This is a genomic window from Dehalogenimonas sp. NIT-SK1, assembly GCF_055384165.1.
In genome coordinates, this window is sequence record NZ_AP042352.1 from 278,064 (window position 1) to 294,344 (window position 16,281).

Below are 16,281 nucleotides of genomic sequence, written 5' to 3' on the forward strand. Positions count from 1 at the left end.
GTAGCCCCTTGCTGTCCTGTGGATGGTGAGGGGCTTACAACCTCTCGAAAAATCATTTTTCAGGAGGCAATATATGGACAATCAATTGCAAGTGTTCTCCTACGAGGGGAACGAAGTTAGGACAGTACGCCAAGGCGACGAAACGCTCTGGGTGCTGAAAGATGTATGCGAGGCACTTGGGTTATCGGACACGAACAAGGTAGCAGAGCGTTTGGACGGCGATGAGCTGACCCGAATCAAATTCGTGTCAGGTGGTCAGACCCGCGAGATGTACGCTGTGAGCGAGAGCGGTCTTTACAATGTCATTCTTCGCTCCGACAAGCCTGACGCCAAAAGGTTCAAACGTTGGGTCACCCATGAAGTGTTACCTTCCATCCGCAGGCACGGTGCATATCTAACTCCTGCCAAATTGGAAGAGATGATGAACGACCCCGACGCTTGGATAAAGGTGCTAACTGCCCTTAAAAACGAGCGTGCCGCAAAAGAACGCCTTCAATTGGAAGCTGCCAAGAACGAACCGAAGGTCATTTTTGCCGATGCCGTTTCGGTTTCCGATGGCACAATCCTCATCGGTGAATTGGCGAAAATCCTCAAGGGCAACGGCGTCGAAATCGGACAGAATCGCCTGTTCGAAAAATTGCGTCAGGACGGTTACCTCATCAAGCGCCAAGGCACGGACTACAACGCCCCGACGCAGAGAGCAATGGAACTGGGGTTGTTCAGAGTAAAGGAGACCGCCATCACACACTCGGACGGTCATGTAACCATCAGCAAGACAACGAAGGTCACCGGCAAAGGACAGCAGTATTTTATCAACTTATTTCTTGGGAAAGGGGTAAACGAAAATGACTAATGAAAAGAAGCAAGCCATCAAAGCGGCTCTGAAAAAGGTTGGCAAGGCAATATGGTATGCAATCCCGTGGCTACTGATTTGGATTGGAGTGACCTGCTGGTTTTCCCTTATGTTCATTCTTGCAGATAAAACCGAGGAACAAGAATCACAAATAACCACGCTTCAAGCAGAGAATAAACAGCTTGATGAAGAGGTGGACTGGCTCCGCTCGCTTGTGGAGCAGTATTACCAAGGGGAGGTGCCTGATGAACAAATACAACAGTGAAGGCTATCCAGACCCGACTGCTTATGAGGCTTTGACGGCAGTCGAACGTGAGGAAAAAGCAAAACAGTATCTCCCACTCGTATATATCGCCTCTCCTTTTGCGGGAGATATGGAACGAAACACCGAGAAGGCACGGGGTTATTGCAGGTTTGCGGTCAGCAAGGGGTGTATTCCTCTTGCTCCGCACCTGCATTACCCGCAGTTTATGGATGATGATGATCCAAAACAAAGAGAACTTGGGCTTCGCTTCGCCCTTATTCTGCTTGGCAAATGCGATGAGTTATGGGCTTTCGGCTCTCCTTCCGAGGGCATGAGCCGTGAAATCGCCAAGGCTCGGAAGCGCAATATCCCTATCCGTTTTTTCAATGGCAAATGTGATGAGGTGTCCGACTATGGCATCTAAACGGTCAACCCTGAACCCTATAGAACCCATTAAGACCAATTTTGATGTATGGAAAGAGTCGCTCACGCCCGAATTTATCGCCAATCATCACTTCATCGTGCTGGCTTGCGGTGCTTGCCCTGCCTTTGGCAAAACCTGCAACAAGTACGATACGACCTGCCGTGGTAATTTCCTGAATTGGGCGAGAGGCAAATTTGAAGAGGAGGTCACAGAAGAATGCGAGACCTGAAAATATCCTACGGCGACAGCCGTCTGTCGAAACGATGGGTAAACAAAAAAACCACCTTTGATGAGTTGTGTGAGCGGTTTAAGGTCACTCGCCGCACCACGGAAACCGTCACGGAATATCAGAAGTTTACCAAAGACCGCCGCGACACGGCCAAGGATGTAGGCGGCTATGTCCTCGGTCACCTCAAGTCCGGGCGACGTAAAAAGGACACGGTCGAGAGCCGTTCAGGGATTACCCTCGATGCCGACCACGCCGAGAGTGGCTTTATTGACACGGTGGAGATGCTGTTCCCGCACAACTGTGCCATCTACTCCACCCATAGTCATACGCCAAAAACCCCAAGACTCCGTGTGGTTATTCCTCTCTCCCGTGATGTTACGCCGGACGAATACGCCGCTCTATCAAGGCTTGTGGCAGATGAAATCGGTATGGATTTCTTTGATGATTCCACCTATGAGCCGGAGCGTCTGATGTACTGGCCATCCACGCCGTCTGATGGGGAGTATGTGTTCAAGGTAATTGACGGTGATGAACTCGACCCCGACAAATATCTCGCAAAGTTATCCGACTGGCGGGACTGCTCACTCTGGCCAACATCGAGCCGTCAGTCCGAGGTGATACAGCGAAGTATACATCAGCAGCAAAATCCTCTTGAAAAAGAAGGCGTGGTCGGTGCGTTTTGCCGCTCTTACTCTATAGAGGACGCAATCGCAGCATTCCTGCCCGACATTTACGAGCCTTCTGCGATGACGGGGCGTTACGATTATATCGCTGCCGACTCAAGTGCGGGCGTTGTGCTGTATGAAGGTAAATGGGCTTATTCACACCATGCCACCGACCCTGCCTGCGGCAAACTGCTGAACTCTTTTGATCTTGTCCGTGTCCACAAATATACAGACCTTGATGATAAAGCGGGTTTCAAGGCGATGAGCGAGTTTGCCTTAAAAGATGAAAAGGTAAACACCCTGATTGCGGAGGAGCGCATCGCCGCCGCCGAGACAGAATTTACCGAAAGTGAGGACTGGATGTCTCGGCTTCAAAGGGAGAAAAGCGGTATCCTCTGTAATACCCTCGGTAACCTGCTCCTTATTATGAACAACGATGATGCCATCAGCGGCATCCGCCACAATAAACTGGCGAACCAAATATATGGGGAGAACCTACCGTGGGATCGACCGCACCCGCCTTGGCGTGATGCAGACACTGCCCAGCTTGTGGCGTATGTGGATAAACGCTACGGCACCTTCTCGGCTCGCAACTATGAACTGGCACTCACTAAGGTTGCCGATGACCGAGCCTACCATCCGATACGTGAGTACCTGAACAGCCTGCCCCCTTGGGACAGGATTCCCCGAATGGACACGCTGCTTATTGACTACCTCGGTGCGGAGGATTCTCCCTACACAAGAGCCGTCACCCGCAAAACGCTCGTGGCAGCGGTGGCTCGCATTTTAAATCCCGGCGTGAAGCACGACTCCATCCTTGTGCTAAACGGTAAACAGGGCATCGGGAAGTCCACTCTGTTCTCAAGGCTCGGACGGCAATGGTACTCAGACAGCCTCTCAATTTCAGATATGAAAGACAAGACCGCTCCTGAGAAGCTACAAGGCTACTGGCTACTCGAACTTGGAGAGCTTGCGGGCATTAAGAAAATGGACGTGGAAACGGTGAAGTCGTTCATCACTCGCACCGACGACAAATACCGCCCATCTTACGGCAGAGCCGTAGAAAGTCACCCTCGTCAATGCATCATCGTGGGAACAACCAACTCGGACGGCGGTTTCTTAAGAGACATCACGGGCAATCGCCGCTTCTGGCCTGTACGGGTTTCGGGCGGCGGCAAGTACCACGCTTGGGAACTTACGGAGACAGACCAGATTTGGGCGGAAGCCATAGTTAGGTACACCGAGGGCGAGGAATTGTTCCTGAAAGGCGATATCGCGTTAGCGGCATTTGCCGAACAGCGGGACGCTATGGAGAATGACGACCGTGAGGGCTTGGTGGCGGAGTACCTTGAAGAAATGCTACCTGATAACTGGGATACGATGGACATTTACCGCAGACTCGAATATATCCGCTCTACCGACGACCCCACAAGGGCAAAAGGCACGGTGCGTCGGAATCAGGTCTGCGTGATGGAAATTTGGTGCGAGTGCTTCGGAAAGTCGCGCGAATCCATCAAGAAAGCCGACTCCTACGAGATTGAGGGCATCCTCAACCAAATAGGCGGTTGGGCGAAGTACGAAGGCAACAAGACCGGCAAAAAGGCTGTCCCGATGTACGGCGTCCAGCGTGTGTTCGTGAGGGAAAAATGAGGACAGAATCTTTGCTCATGATTGCCTGTCGGGGTTTGGGCAACCTTAATCGGCAATGTCGCAAGCCCCGAATATACAACGGTTTCACAACAGCCATTGCCCATATTGCCGATGTTATCCCTATTAAATCTTATTTAATAAGTAATAAGAGCAATGAGCACACGCAATATGCCCGCGTAGGAATTATAGGCAGAATCGGCAAGATGGGCAATTTGAAAAACGGAGGTCTATATGCGAGAGAAAACATTGGAACGCAAACTTACGGATTCGGTCAAGGCAATGGGAGGCATCGCACCCAAGTTTATAAGCCCCGGCTTCGATGGAATGCCCGACCGCCTTGTGCTTCTCCCCGATGGAAAGTGCGGCTTTGTAGAAGTAAAGCGGCAAGGAGAAAAACCCCGACCGCTGCAGGAATCAAGGCACGGGATGTTACGGCGGCTAGGATACAAAGTTTATGTATTAGACCATTCAGAACAGATTGGAGGTGTGCTTCGTGAAATATCAACCTCATAACTATCAAGAATATGCCACGGCTTTCATTGAAGCAAACCCTATTTCCTGCCTCCTACTTGATATGGGACTTGGCAAGACAGCGATTACACTGACCGCCCTTTCCGACCTGTTATTTGACAGCTTCGAAGCACACCGCATACTGGTCATCGCCCCTCTCCGTGTAGCCCGTGACACTTGGCCGGAGGAACTGCGGAAATGGGAACACCTCTCCGACCTGCGATTTTCCGTGGCGATCGGTACGGAATCGGAGCGCAAAGCGGCTCTTTGGAAGCAAGCCGACATTTACATTATAAACCGCGAGAATGTGCAATGGCTCATTGATGAAAGCGGTCTGCCCTTTGACTTCGACACCGTGGTGGTAGATGAGTTGTCTTCTTTTAAGAGCCATCAGTCAAAGCGGTTCAGGTCGCTGATGAAAGCCCGCCCGAAGGTCAAGCGCATTATCGGGCTGACGGGAACACCGAGCAGTAACGGCTTGATGGACTTGTGGGCTGAGTTTCGGCTTCTTGATATGGGTCAGCGGCTTGGGCGCTTCATCGGGCAGTACCGCACAGATTACTTTGTCCCCGACAAGCGTAACGGTCAGGTCATTTTCAGCTATAAGCCTCTGCCAGATGCCGAGAAACGGATATACGCCAACATCGCCGACATCACCATCAGTATGAAGTCCACAGACCACCTGAAGATGCCAAAACTCGTGACCGCCGAATACCCTGTACGAATGTCTGAGGATGAGCGGGAACGGTATGACGAGATGAAGCGGGACTTGGTGCTGCAGCTTGCCGATGGCGAGATAACTGCCGCCAATGCCGCCGCTCTTTCCAATAAGCTGTGCCAAATGGCAAACGGAGCGGTCTATGGCGACGGCGGAAGTTATCACCACATCCATGACCGTAAACTTGATGCCTTGGAAGACTTAATCGAAGCCGCCAACGGCAAGCCCGTCATGATTGCATACTGGTTCAAGCACGACTTGGAACGGATTTCCTTAAGGCTGAAATCCCGCCACATTCCGTTTTTCAAGATGGATACGTCGGAATCAATCGCCCGATGGAATCGCGGTGAGTTGCCTGTCGCCCTCATCCACCCAGCTTCGGCGGGTCACGGGCTAAACCTTCAAAGTGGTGGCAACACAATTATATGGTTCGGGCTGACTTGGAGTTTGGAATTATACCAACAGACCAATGCCCGCTTATGGCGGCAGGGTCAGCAGTCCGAAACGGTGGTCATCCACCATATCACCGCAAAGGACACCATCGACGAGCGGGTCATAAAAGCCCTATCTGAAAAGGACAGGACGCAGACCGCCTTAATCGATGCGGTGAAAGCAAATCTGTGACAATCAACGGAGTCAAAAGCTGCCAATCCGAGGGGAATTCTTCACCAAAATCGGAGGTAGCCAATGAATACAGAAAAACTGACGGCGAAGGAGTATCTCTCCCAAGCTTACCGCATAGACCAACGAATCAATTCTAAACTGGAACAGGTGAAATCTTTGCGTGAACTGGCAACGAAAGCAACCGCCACACTGTCTGATATGCCGCGAAGCCAAAGCCCGAACTTCCACCGCATGGAGGACTTCATCGCTAAGGCTTTAGATTTGGAATCGGAAATCAACGCCGATCTTAAAACACTCATTGACCTGAAACGTGAAGTGGTCACCATCATCAAGTGCGTGGAGCGTACCGAACTCCAAACCATTCTGGAAATGCGCTACCTCTGCTTTGAAACGTGGGAAGAAATCGCTGTTGCTCTCCATTACGACTTACGCCATATCCACCGCCTGCACGGCAGGGCTTTAGAGGAAGTCGATTTAATCCGTCGCCACCAATGAGGATGTCACTAAATGTCATAGAAAGCCACGCGGCTTATATGATATTGTTATGATGGCGAAACAATGAGGGCGTTCCCACACGGGGCGTCCTTTTTCTATACCCTGAGAACGGAGGGAAAACAAATGCCCTACAAAGCAAAGAAGCCTTGCGCGCACCCCGGTTGTCCCAAGCTGACCACAAGCCGGTACTGCGAGGAACACGCCAAGGCTGAGGCAAAGCGATACAACCAAATCGACCGAGACCCCAAAGCCAACAAACGCTACGGCAGGAGTTGGAACAGAATTAGAGCGGCGTTTCTTTCTGCAAACCCGCTGTGCGAGTTGTGCAAGGGACAAGGTCGGCTTGTTTCAGCAACGCTCGTCCACCACAGGCGTAAGCTGACCGACGGCGGAACGAACGACTGGGCGAATCTTCAAGCTCTCTGTTCCGAGTGTCACAGCCGTCTGCACGCAGAAAAAGGCGATTACTTTTAGATATGTCAATGACCGAGGGGCGGTCTGCATCTCTACAACCTTTTAACCGGGCAGCGCGCTCGGCCTGCCGTGTGAATTTTTCAATAATCAAAAATCAAAAAATCAAAACGGAAATCAAAATCAAAGCGAGGTGACACTCATGCCCAGCGGAGGGTATCGTCCGGGGGCAGGTCGCCCTCGGAAAAATACAAGTGATAAAAAACTCGAAGGTAAACCCATCAGCACAAACAGCATGGGTCAGCCCAAACCAAAAAAGGTAAATTCCAAAAACGTGATGGCGGACTACTTCTCAATGGCGATGAAGGAATGTGAAAAGGAAGTGCCATCGGCCGACGTGCTGCGAAATGAAATTGAGGAGTACATCGCATCCCGTGGCTGTGACGGCTATGTCGCGCCGCAGACAATATCGGACTATGTGCTAAATAGGCAGGGATTTCTCGCCTGCGAAGCGATGAACCGTAAAATTGGACGCATGACCAAAGAACTGAAACTCTCGCCCTACGTCACGGCGGGTTCAGCTTACTACAAAGCAATGCAGGGAGACTTTAACCTAATTATGCAAATTATCAACCGGCACAGCGGCACAGGAGGCGAAGAAAAGAACGCCTTTTTAGAATTACTCACAAACAGGGGGTTTTAATAAATGCAGACTACAGAACGATTCGAAAAAGTGAATCTAGACCGGCTCGTACCGTATGCGCGAAACGCACGTACCCACAGCAAGGAGCAGATTTTACAACTCCGCTCTTCTCTTCGTGAGTTCGGGTTCGTCAACCCGGTCATCGTTGACAAAGACCTGAACATCATTGCGGGGCACGGTCGCATTATGGCGGCGAAAGAAGAAGGTCTGACCGAAATCCCCTGTGTGTTTGTGGAGCATCTGACTGAAGCGCAGAAAAAAGCGTATATCCTCGCCGATAACCGTCTCGCATTAAGTGCAGGCTGGGACGAAGAACTGCTTGCATTGGAGTTTGCCGACTTAAAAGACCTCGGCTTTGACCTTGGATTGACAGGCTTCGATGAAAAAGAAATTGAGAAACTGTTTGCCGCCGACGGCAATGATGTACAAGATGATGAGTTCGACCTCACAGCCGCCCTTGAACAGGCGGCTTTTGTTTTGCCCGGCGATATATGGACTCTCGGGCGGCACCGCCTCATATGTGGCGATGCGACCGACGCCGCTACGGTGAAAAGACTCATGGACGGACGAAAAGCGAACCTCGTCCTGACCGACCCGCCATATAACGTCGGATTCGAGTCGGCAAGCGGGCTGAAAATAAAGAACGACAGCATGAAAGCCGAGCAGTTCTATTCCTTTCTGCTCTCTTCTTTCTGTAACCTTGCCGACAATTTAGAGTCCGGTGGTTCGGCATATATTTTCCATGCCGACACAGAGGGCGAAAACTTCCGTAGAGCATTCCGCGAGGCGGGCTTCCACCTCTCCGGTACTTGCATCTGGGTCAAGGACAGTTTTGTCATGGGCAGAAGCCCATACCAATGGCAGCACGAGCCTATTCTCTATGGGTGGCTCAAAACGGGCAGTCACAAATGGTACGCAGGCAGAGCCGAAGCAACAATATGGAACTTCGCCAAACCTAAGCGTAATAGCGACCACCCAACTTCAAAGCCCCTCGACCTGCTCGCTTATCCTATACGAAACAGCAGTCAGGCGAATGGCATCGTACTGGATACCTTCGGTGGTTCAGGCAGCACACTGATCGCCTGCGAGCAAGCGGATAGAATTTGCAATATGCTCGAGTTGGATGAAAAATACGCATCTGTTATCCTTCGTCGCTATGCCGAATTTAAAGGCAACGGCGGTGAGGATATCACCTGCGAACGTGACGGCAAGACCATTCCTTACGCTGACTTGGTGAAGGAGGTGGCCGACCGTGGATAAAAAACTGACACTCGGTTCGCTCTTTGATGGCTCCGGCGGGTTTCCGCTCGGAGCCATTTTAACAGGCATAGAACCACTCTGGGCTTCGGAGGTGGAACCCTTTCCGATTCGGGTCACCACAAAACGATTCCCATATATGAAGCACTGCGGAGACATCAATAAAATAAACGGTGCCCTTCTCCCGCCTGTGGACATCATCACGGCGGGTTTTTGCTGTCAGGATTTGTCCGTGGCGGGAAAACGCGCCGGGCTTCAAGGCGAAAGGTCGGGCCTGTTTTATCAGATACCGCGAATTATTAAAGAAATGCTCACTGCCACCAACAATGTATACCCGAAGTACGCCGTTCTGGAGAATGTGCCGGGTATGTACAGTTCGGCGGGTGGCGCAGATTTTCAGGAGGTACTCAATGAACTCATACAAATTAAAGATAAAACCCTGTCAGTACCTTTGCCTGAAAAGGGCAAATGGTCAACATCGGGTGAAATCGTGGGAGATGGTTTCTCAGTCGGCTGGCGAACGCTTGACGCTCAATTTTGGGGAGTCGCCCAAAGACGCCGCCGTTGTTACATTGTCGTCGATTTTACAGGCGAATGTGCCGGAAAAATATTATTTGACGAGTCGCGCCTGCGAGGGAATCCTCCGCAGAGCGGCTTCCCGTGGCAAACAACTGCCGGAGGTATTGCGGCTGGCTCTGGAAGCACAGTCAGCATCTTGAACGACCAAGGCGGCTCGTACATGGAGGTTTCTGAAAACATAACGGGTACGCTCCGCTCGCAGGAACACGGGCACCAGCCCATCGTGTTTGAGCCGGGCGCGGCATCAAGGGTTGGTGGCCATTGCTGGCAAGATGAACCTACTGGTGCGCTCCGTGCAGATATGGGCGATAATCAACTGGCGGTGGCGATAGAAAACCATCCCGCCGATTCAAGAATAAAACTTGATGGCAGCGGAACGATTCAAACCCTCACGGAGCGTATGGGAACAGGCGGCGGTAATGTTCCGCTTGTCATGAACGAGCGGCAGTACGCCCTGACGGTCGGCGAGGACGTAGCGAACACCCTCACCGGCACAGACTTCAAGGGAACACAATGTGTATTCGAACCGAAAACCCTGAAAATCCGCTCCGGCTGTGAGGGCGGCGGCAAGGGTGCGCTTGTACAGAATAACCTGTCGGCCACACTGTCGACCGGCAACGACCAGACCGTGTTCGTGCCGAAGGCTTACGGCATCTGCTCCCAAGCATCCAATTCCATGAAATCGGCAAACCCGCACAGCGGGATATACGAAACCGAAACCGCAAGGACACTCGACACCTCCGTTCCTGACCCAAACAAAAATGCAGGCGGCATGGCGGTGGTATCTGTTCAAGGTTCCATGATTGGGCGCGCGGATAAAAACGGTCCCCAAGGGAGCGGCATAGGCAAAGATGTCAGCTTTACCCTTACGGAGGCTGACCGCCACGCGGTGTGTTACCAAGACAAGGTAGGCTCCCTCTGCGCTTCCGATTATAAATTCCCACAGCAACAGCAGATTGAGGAAGGAAAAGCGGTTGTAGAGCGAGTGGCGGTTGAGAATTACCAACATAGCGGCTACCGTGAAAGCAACACAGCTGGAACTTTGAAATCTATGGGTGGCACGAACGGCGGCGGCTCTGAAAGTGTAATTGTCGAGAACCGCTATGTTGTTCGCAGACTTACTCCGACTGAGTGCGCCTTGCTCCAAGGATTCCCGCCAGACTGGTGTGCTGGGCTTGAAACAATCGAACCAACAGAGGATGACATCTCCTTTTGGTCGGAGGTTTGGGAAACTCACCGTATTATTATAGGTACATCCACCAAACCCAAGAGTCGAAACCAGATTATTAAGTGGCTTGGCGACCCGCACTCCGATGCCGCCGAGTATAAAATGTGGGGCAATGGAGTCGCTTTACCGTGCGTGGTATTCGTTCTTGGTGGGATTGTGTCATACACACAAGGATGAAAGGCTGCTTTCCCTTGATATTCGGTACATTTATTTGTCTCTAAACGCTTGCTATTCGAGGCGTTTAGAGTGATATATGTAATCAACGAAGGGAGCAAAAAACCCTTTGAAATCAAGGAAAACGGAGGAAACGGAAATGAAGATTTTTTACAACGTAACAGGTGCAGAAAGAAAATCCTTAGTAGCAGCCATCAGCCAAGAACTAAACGCTCCGACAAAGTATCTCGGAGCCCCGACATTCGCCTATGAGGTCGGTGGTTACCACATCGACAAGAACGGTTTGGTCACAGGCGAGGACAACAGCGGGTTGGCCGCAGACCTTTGTGGGCTGCACGGTTTTAAAGCAGTCAGAGAGGAATACGACGAGATTACCACCGAAACCAACAAAGCCCCGGCATTTGAAGACTTGAGCCTCACGGAACGTGAGGAACTGGGACTTGGACGAGAACGTCACGACCACAGCGGCGAGGACGGAATGCAAGCGAGCGATGTTCCCGAAAGCTACACTTACCAAGCAGAACTCAGCGACCCCGACTGCCCTGACCGTATGGAGGTCTTCTCGGCTTCCACCGACTTGGATGCTTGGCGGTTTGCGATGGATTTCTGCGAGGGCGATGTGGTTCTGCTTGAACTCAGGCAACTCGACGAGAATTATGACTTCGTGCGTGGGATTGACATTGCCGAGTTACTCGCCGAAAACGATGTCTACTACAGCTTTGCAGTGGAGCTTCCGAAAAACGGCTTGACCGATGCTCAGGTGGAAAACATTAAACGATTGGTTGATAGCAAGCGTACATTGCTGACAAAGGCACTGGGCAGGTCGATTAAGGTAAAAGACACAGGCGAACACATCCAATTCATTTATCCCTACTCCGAGGAAACAGGAGTAGGGATTATTTATAGCCAACTGTCTGCTGCCTTTGTCAAGCACGTCAAGAAGCACAGCAGGGTCACGGCGACAGAGCGTGATGTGGAAAGCGAGAAATTCGCTCTGCGCACTTTCTTAGTGCGGCTTGGAATGAGCGGCGCCGAGTTCGGAGCCGCAAGAAAATGGCTCTGCCGTAACCTTTCAGGGAACGCTTCATTTCCCAACAACGCAAGCTATGCCGCTATGCAGGCGAGCCGAAGAAACGGAGGTCAGACTGATGCGCAAGAATAACGGTTTTCCCAGTAAGGCCGCCGTTGAAGCACGACGCTCAAGGTTTACCAAAGGTGCAAGGGTTGAATTGGTTTCTATGTCAGACCCCTACACAACACTTAAGCCGGGTGACCAAGGCACGGTTAGCTTTGTGGACGACACCGGCACGGTTTTTGCTGACTGGGACAACGGCTCTACTCTTGGAGCGGTTTACGGCGAAGATGAAATTATGCTTCTTTCCAAAGCTGAGGTCATTAAGGAACAATGCCGTAAAGTAGCCTCGACAGGTAAAAGTAATATGTTTGATGTCAACGCTGTTTTCAAAATTGCCCTCGAGATGGGCTATGGAGAATTAGCGGACTTCATGATGACAAACACCAAGGCCTATGGAGCGCTAATACTCACTGGTGAACTGGGCGACACGGATATTATAGAACTTTAAGGAGAACACAACCATGTGGAGCGAAGGCATTATCACCTGCCCGATAACGGGTGACAAGTACAAATATTGGGTCAAGCACTATGAGGAAGGCAGCCAGTATGGAATTGACGGCGGCAAGGTCAGTAAACTTACCATCCGCAAACTGGACGAGAGTCGAGACCTTGTAAACTACGACCGTGGTTGGGATGTTGAACCCAACACCGATGAGGTCAAGGCGGTCTACGCCATCATTCTCAAAAAGTACAACTAAACTCGTATACAAGTGAGGACGCCCCGACAAGGGGCTGTCTCTCGTACAGATAGATTTCGCAGGACTTCCGGACGGAGGTCTTTTTTATTGCCATGAAGGGAGGTTAAGCCGATGGGCGATTATAAATACACGCCGACAAAGCTCATGCTACCGACCAGTCGCTATGATAAGCGGCGAGCCGACTTTGCGGTAGGCTTTATACAAATGCTCCGTCACACCACCGGCGAATGGTTCGGCAAGCCGTTTCACCTTATGCCGTGGCAGGAGCAGATTGTCCGTGACATCTTCGGTATCGTCGGCGAGGACGGATACAGGCAGTTTCGCACGGCATATGTCGAAGTTGGTAAGAAAAACGGTAAATCCGAGCTTGCTGCGGCCATAGCCCTCTACCTCCTATTTGCAGACGGTGAAGCCGGGGCCGAGGTTTATTCCTGTGCCGCTGATATTAACCAAGCCTCCATCGTGTTCAACACGGCAAAGGCGATGGTTGAGCAATGCAAAGACCTCGCCGCGATATCAAAACTGCTGCCGTCAACAAAACGGATTACATTTCCGCACACAAACAGCTTCTACCGTGTGCTGTCGAGCGAGACAAAGTCCAAGCAGGGCTTCAATGTCTCCGGGCTTATCTTCGATGAGTTGTTTGCTCAGCAGACCAGAGAACTTTTCGATACGATGACCAAGTTCACGGGCGATGCCAGACGGCAGCCGCTTTACTTTCTGATCACCACGGCGGGTAGGGACAAAACGAGCATTTGCTATGAGATTCACTGCAAGGCAAAAGCCGTGATGGACGGTAGCAAAATCGACCCGTCTTTTTACCCCGCTGTCTTCGGTATTGAAGACGGTGATGACTGGGAAGACGATAACGTCTGGAAGCGTGTCAACCCGAGCATTGGCGTGACCATTCCCTATGAAACGGTGCAAGCCGCCTATGAACAGGCAAAGCAAAATCCGGCTGAGGAGATGCACTTTCGGCAGTTCCGTTTGAACGAATGGTGTAACGCCGACATCCGCTGGATGCCTATGGATAAATGGGACGCCCTCGGCGAAGAAATTGACTGGGAGAATTACGAAGGGCGCGACTGCTACTGCGGACTTGACCTCTCCTCAACAGGCGACCTGACGGCTCTTGTACTGGTGTTCCCGCCAATGTCTGGTGATACCAAATACACGGTGATGCCCTTCTACTGGTTGCCGGAGGAAGTTATCGACCTTCGCACCCGCCGTGACCATGTCCCATACGAGGTGTGGAAGAAGATGGGCGTTTTCAATACCACCGAAGGCAATGTCGTCGATTACGACTACATCGTGGCCTTCATCGGCAAGTTGTCGGAGCGGTTCAAGATACGGGAAATTGCCTATGACCGATACGGTGCTGAGAAAATCCGCCGTGACCTTGAGGAACTCGGCGCGGAACACGCCTTTGAGGTAATCCCCTTCGGGCAGGGTTTTGTTAGTATGTCGCCACCAAGCAAGGACTTCTACCAGTTTGTGATGGAGGGCAAAATCCGCCACGGTCGGCATCCTGTCCTTGATTGGAATATGGGGAATGTCATCATCGACCAAGACGCAGCGGGCAACATCAAGCCCAACAAAAAGAAGTCCACCGAGAAAATTGACGGTGTTGTGGCAATGATTATGGGCTTTGCCAGAGCGACCATCGGCGGCGGTATTCCTCAAGGCTCAGTCTATGACGAAAGGGGGCTGTTGTTTATATGAGTATATTTTCAAGATTATGGCGACCACACAGCCGCGATAAACCTCGGAATTCCGTGGGCGGCGGGTGGTCGTTTCTATTTGGCGGCACCACAAGCGGCAAGGCTGTGAATGAGCGAACAGCGATGCAGACATCGGCGGTATATGCCTGTGTGCGCATCCTGTCCGAATCCATTGCGGGCTTGCCGCTCCACGTTTACCGCTATACAAGCGACGGCGGTAAAGAACGAACGACTATGCATCCGCTCTACCGTATGCTCCACGACGAGCCAAACCGTGAGATGACCTCTTTCGTGTTCAGAGAAACGCTTATGGCGCACCTGCTTCTGTGGGGCAACGCCTACGCGCAGATTATCCGTGACGGGCGCGGTTACCCTGTGGCTCTCTACCCAATGCTGCCCGACCGAATGAGCGTAGACCGTGACTCGCAAGGTGAACTGGTCTACACCTACCAAAGCGACAAGGGTCAGGTCAAGCTGCGAAAAGAGAGCGTCCTTCATATTCCCGGCTTGGGTTTCGATGGGCTTATAGGTTATTCGCCCATTGCGATGGCAAAGAACGCCGTCGGTCTTGCCCTTGCCACCGAGGACTACGGAGCCGCGTTTTTCGCCAACGGCGCAAACCCCGGTGGTGTGTTGGAACACCCCGGCGTGATTAAGCCGGAACAAGCTGACAGGCTTCGTGAAAGCTGGGCGACGCAGTTTGGCGGAGCAAACGCTCACAAAGTGGCTGTTCTTGAAGAGGGCTTGAAATTCCACCAAATGAGCATACCGCCCGAACAGGCACAGTTTTTAGAGACACGGAAGTTTCAGATAAACGAAATTGCCCGCATCTTTCGAGTGCCGCCCCACATGGTGGGCGACCTTGAAAAGAGCAGCTTTTCCAACATCGAGCAGCAGTCCTTGGAGTTTGTGAAATACACCCTCGACCCTTGGGTGGTCAGGTGGGAGCAGAGTTTACAGCAATCCCTCATCCTGCCGTCCGAAAAATCGACTGTGTTCATCAGGTTCAATTTAGACGGATTGATGCGCGGCGATTATCAGAGCCGTATGCAAGGCTACAGCGTGGGCATTCAAAACGGATTTTACAGCGTCAACGACGTGCGAGGTTTGGAAGATCTGAACCTTCTGCCCGATTCCGAGGGCGGTAACATCCACATATTAAACGGCAACATGGTCAAACTCGCCGACGTGGGTGCGGCCTATAAATCAAACGAAAAGGAGGAAACACCGTGAAAAGTAAGCTAAAGAAATTTTGGGACTGGGCGCGCGACGAGACCACTGGCGAGCGAGTCCTCTACTTCGACGGGGAAATCTCGGAGGAGACTTGGTGGGGCGACGAAGTGACGCCTAAAATGTTCCGCGATGAGTTGTTTAAGGACATAGGCGACATCACTATTTGGCTCAACTCACCGGGTGGCGACTGCGTGGCGGCAAGCCAAATCTACGCCATGCTTATGGACTATCCGCATAGCGTGACGGTCAAGATTGATGGCATCGCAGCTTCGGCGGCAAGCGTCATCGCTATGGCAGGAACAAAAGTGCTTATGGCTCCCACCGCGCTGATGATGATTCATAACCCGCTGACAATCGCCATCGGTGACAGCGAGGAAATGCGTAAAGCCATCGATATGCTCGCCGAGGTTAAAGAATCCATCGTCAACGCTTACCAAATCAAGACGAGCCAGTCGAGGGCGAAAATCAGCAACTTAATGGACGCGGAGACTTGGATGAACGCTAACAAGGCGATTGAACTCGGCTTTGCCGACGGCATTTTGGCGGATGCAAAACGCAAGACCTCGGAGGATGTGACATTCGCCTTCTCAAGGCGAGCGGTTACAAATTCCCTGCTTGGCAAGGTAATGCCGAAAGCCCCACAGCAAAACCCAAAAACTGAACCCGAAACGCCGAAAGGCGTGGACGCTGAGTCGCTGAAGAAGCGGCTCAATTTGATTATCCACTAAAT

General features: G+C 51.7%; 18 protein-coding genes and 1 pseudogene. All 19 read left to right on the forward strand.

Features of this window, described 5'->3' with window-relative positions; genetic code table 11:
• Positions 1-73: 73 nt before the first annotated feature.
• Positions 74-853: a phage antirepressor gene (locus ACZ48S_RS01480; protein WP_464213366.1), complete on the forward strand. Its 780-nt coding sequence runs from the start codon at positions 74-76 to the stop codon at positions 851-853.
• Positions 846-1,118, forward strand: coding sequence for a hypothetical protein (locus ACZ48S_RS01485; RefSeq protein ID WP_464213368.1), 273 nt, complete (start codon positions 846-848; stop codon positions 1,116-1,118). The genes ACZ48S_RS01480 and ACZ48S_RS01485 overlap by 8 nt, the downstream gene beginning before the upstream one ends.
• Positions 1,099-1,521 (forward strand): DUF7768 domain-containing protein, encoded by a 423-nt coding sequence (locus tag ACZ48S_RS01490; RefSeq protein WP_464213370.1) that lies wholly within the window; start codon positions 1,099-1,101, stop codon positions 1,519-1,521. Before ACZ48S_RS01485 ends, ACZ48S_RS01490 begins: the two co-directional genes overlap by 20 nt.
• Entirely contained in the window at positions 1,511-1,750 is a 240-nt protein-coding gene (locus ACZ48S_RS01495; RefSeq protein ID WP_464213372.1) for a hypothetical protein, read from the forward strand. The genes ACZ48S_RS01490 and ACZ48S_RS01495 overlap by 11 nt, the downstream gene beginning before the upstream one ends.
• Complete coding sequence (locus ACZ48S_RS01500) at positions 1,738-4,065, forward strand: virulence-associated E family protein (protein ID WP_464213374.1); 2,328 nt, start codon at positions 1,738-1,740, stop codon at positions 4,063-4,065. Before ACZ48S_RS01495 ends, ACZ48S_RS01500 begins: the two co-directional genes overlap by 13 nt.
• 231 nt (positions 4,066-4,296) lie before the next feature.
• Positions 4,297-4,578, forward strand: a complete 282-nt coding sequence (locus ACZ48S_RS01505) for a VRR-NUC domain-containing protein (RefSeq protein ID WP_464213376.1) — start codon at positions 4,297-4,299, stop codon at positions 4,576-4,578.
• A complete protein-coding gene (locus ACZ48S_RS01510) occupies positions 4,559-5,917 on the forward strand; it encodes an SNF2-related protein (RefSeq protein WP_464213378.1) in 1,359 nt (452 codons plus the stop codon). Before ACZ48S_RS01505 ends, ACZ48S_RS01510 begins: the two co-directional genes overlap by 20 nt.
• A 63-nt stretch (positions 5,918-5,980) precedes the next feature.
• Complete coding sequence (locus tag ACZ48S_RS01515) at positions 5,981-6,412, forward strand: hypothetical protein (protein ID WP_464213380.1); 432 nt, start codon at positions 5,981-5,983, stop codon at positions 6,410-6,412.
• A gap of 123 nt (positions 6,413-6,535) precedes the next feature.
• Positions 6,536-6,886 carry an HNH endonuclease gene (locus tag ACZ48S_RS01520; protein ID WP_464213382.1) on the forward strand — a complete coding sequence of 117 codons (351 nt, stop codon included), beginning with the start codon at positions 6,536-6,538 and terminating at the stop codon, positions 6,884-6,886.
• A 139-nt stretch (positions 6,887-7,025) separates the two neighbouring features.
• Positions 7,026-7,526 (forward strand): hypothetical protein, encoded by a 501-nt coding sequence (locus ACZ48S_RS01525; RefSeq protein WP_464213384.1) that lies wholly within the window; start codon positions 7,026-7,028, stop codon positions 7,524-7,526.
• A 3-nt stretch (positions 7,527-7,529) separates the two neighbouring features.
• On the forward strand, positions 7,530-8,786 hold the full coding sequence (locus ACZ48S_RS01530) for a site-specific DNA-methyltransferase (RefSeq protein WP_464213386.1): 1,257 nt from the start codon (positions 7,530-7,532) through the stop codon (positions 8,784-8,786).
• Positions 8,779-10,767 carry a DNA cytosine methyltransferase gene (locus tag ACZ48S_RS01535; protein WP_464213388.1) on the forward strand — a complete coding sequence of 663 codons (1,989 nt, stop codon included), beginning with the start codon at positions 8,779-8,781 and terminating at the stop codon, positions 10,765-10,767. The genes ACZ48S_RS01530 and ACZ48S_RS01535 overlap by 8 nt, the downstream gene beginning before the upstream one ends.
• A gap of 136 nt (positions 10,768-10,903) precedes the next feature.
• Positions 10,904-11,926 carry a hypothetical protein gene (locus ACZ48S_RS01540; RefSeq protein ID WP_464213390.1) on the forward strand — a complete coding sequence of 341 codons (1,023 nt, stop codon included), beginning with the start codon at positions 10,904-10,906 and terminating at the stop codon, positions 11,924-11,926.
• Positions 11,913-12,143: pseudogene (locus ACZ48S_RS01545) on the forward strand (DUF4314 domain-containing protein); the annotation flags it as partial. The gene ACZ48S_RS01540 and the pseudogene ACZ48S_RS01545, both read left to right, overlap by 14 nt.
• A complete protein-coding gene (locus ACZ48S_RS01550; RefSeq protein WP_464214613.1) occupies positions 12,135-12,347 on the forward strand; it encodes a DUF5049 domain-containing protein in 213 nt (70 codons plus the stop codon). The pseudogene ACZ48S_RS01545 and the gene ACZ48S_RS01550, both read left to right, overlap by 9 nt.
• Positions 12,348-12,360: 13 nt before the next feature.
• Complete coding sequence (locus ACZ48S_RS01555; RefSeq protein WP_464213392.1) at positions 12,361-12,597, forward strand: DUF7678 domain-containing protein; 237 nt, start codon at positions 12,361-12,363, stop codon at positions 12,595-12,597.
• Positions 12,598-12,708: 111 nt separating this feature from the next.
• The gene (locus ACZ48S_RS01560; protein WP_464213394.1) at positions 12,709-14,319 is read left to right on the forward strand and encodes a terminase large subunit; all 1,611 of its coding nucleotides are present in this window, start codon (positions 12,709-12,711) and stop codon (positions 14,317-14,319) included.
• On the forward strand, positions 14,316-15,551 hold the full coding sequence (locus tag ACZ48S_RS01565) for a phage portal protein (RefSeq protein ID WP_464213396.1): 1,236 nt from the start codon (positions 14,316-14,318) through the stop codon (positions 15,549-15,551). The genes ACZ48S_RS01560 and ACZ48S_RS01565 overlap by 4 nt, the downstream gene beginning before the upstream one ends.
• On the forward strand, positions 15,548-16,279 hold the full coding sequence (locus ACZ48S_RS01570) for a head maturation protease, ClpP-related (protein ID WP_464213398.1): 732 nt from the start codon (positions 15,548-15,550) through the stop codon (positions 16,277-16,279). The genes ACZ48S_RS01565 and ACZ48S_RS01570 overlap by 4 nt, the downstream gene beginning before the upstream one ends.
• The last annotated feature ends 2 nt before the right edge of the window (positions 16,280-16,281 follow it).

What these genes read in the sequence shown, in the direction of transcription:
- ACZ48S_RS01480 (WP_464213366.1), top strand. Translation starts at nt 74, where the DNA reads ATGGACAATCAATTGCAAGTGTTCTCCTACGAGGGGAACGAAGTTAGG.
- ACZ48S_RS01485 (WP_464213368.1), top strand. Translation starts at nt 846, where the DNA reads ATGACTAATGAAAAGAAGCAAGCCATCAAAGCGGCTCTGAAAAAGGTT.
- ACZ48S_RS01490 (WP_464213370.1), top strand. Translation starts at nt 1,099, where the DNA reads ATGAACAAATACAACAGTGAAGGCTATCCAGACCCGACTGCTTATGAG.
- ACZ48S_RS01495 (WP_464213372.1), top strand. Translation starts at nt 1,511, where the DNA reads ATGGCATCTAAACGGTCAACCCTGAACCCTATAGAACCCATTAAGACC.
- ACZ48S_RS01500 (WP_464213374.1), top strand. Translation starts at nt 1,738, where the DNA reads ATGCGAGACCTGAAAATATCCTACGGCGACAGCCGTCTGTCGAAACGA.
- ACZ48S_RS01505 (WP_464213376.1), top strand. Translation starts at nt 4,297, where the DNA reads ATGCGAGAGAAAACATTGGAACGCAAACTTACGGATTCGGTCAAGGCA.
- ACZ48S_RS01515 (WP_464213380.1), top strand. Translation starts at nt 5,981, where the DNA reads ATGAATACAGAAAAACTGACGGCGAAGGAGTATCTCTCCCAAGCTTAC.
- ACZ48S_RS01520 (WP_464213382.1), top strand. Translation starts at nt 6,536, where the DNA reads ATGCCCTACAAAGCAAAGAAGCCTTGCGCGCACCCCGGTTGTCCCAAG.
- ACZ48S_RS01525 (WP_464213384.1), top strand. Translation starts at nt 7,026, where the DNA reads ATGCCCAGCGGAGGGTATCGTCCGGGGGCAGGTCGCCCTCGGAAAAAT.
- ACZ48S_RS01530 (WP_464213386.1), top strand. Translation starts at nt 7,530, where the DNA reads ATGCAGACTACAGAACGATTCGAAAAAGTGAATCTAGACCGGCTCGTA.
- ACZ48S_RS01540 (WP_464213390.1), top strand. Translation starts at nt 10,904, where the DNA reads ATGAAGATTTTTTACAACGTAACAGGTGCAGAAAGAAAATCCTTAGTA.
- ACZ48S_RS01550 (WP_464214613.1), top strand. Translation starts at nt 12,135, where the DNA reads ATGCTTCTTTCCAAAGCTGAGGTCATTAAGGAACAATGCCGTAAAGTA.
- ACZ48S_RS01555 (WP_464213392.1), top strand. Translation starts at nt 12,361, where the DNA reads ATGTGGAGCGAAGGCATTATCACCTGCCCGATAACGGGTGACAAGTAC.
- ACZ48S_RS01560 (WP_464213394.1), top strand. Translation starts at nt 12,709, where the DNA reads ATGGGCGATTATAAATACACGCCGACAAAGCTCATGCTACCGACCAGT.
- ACZ48S_RS01565 (WP_464213396.1), top strand. Translation starts at nt 14,316, where the DNA reads ATGAGTATATTTTCAAGATTATGGCGACCACACAGCCGCGATAAACCT.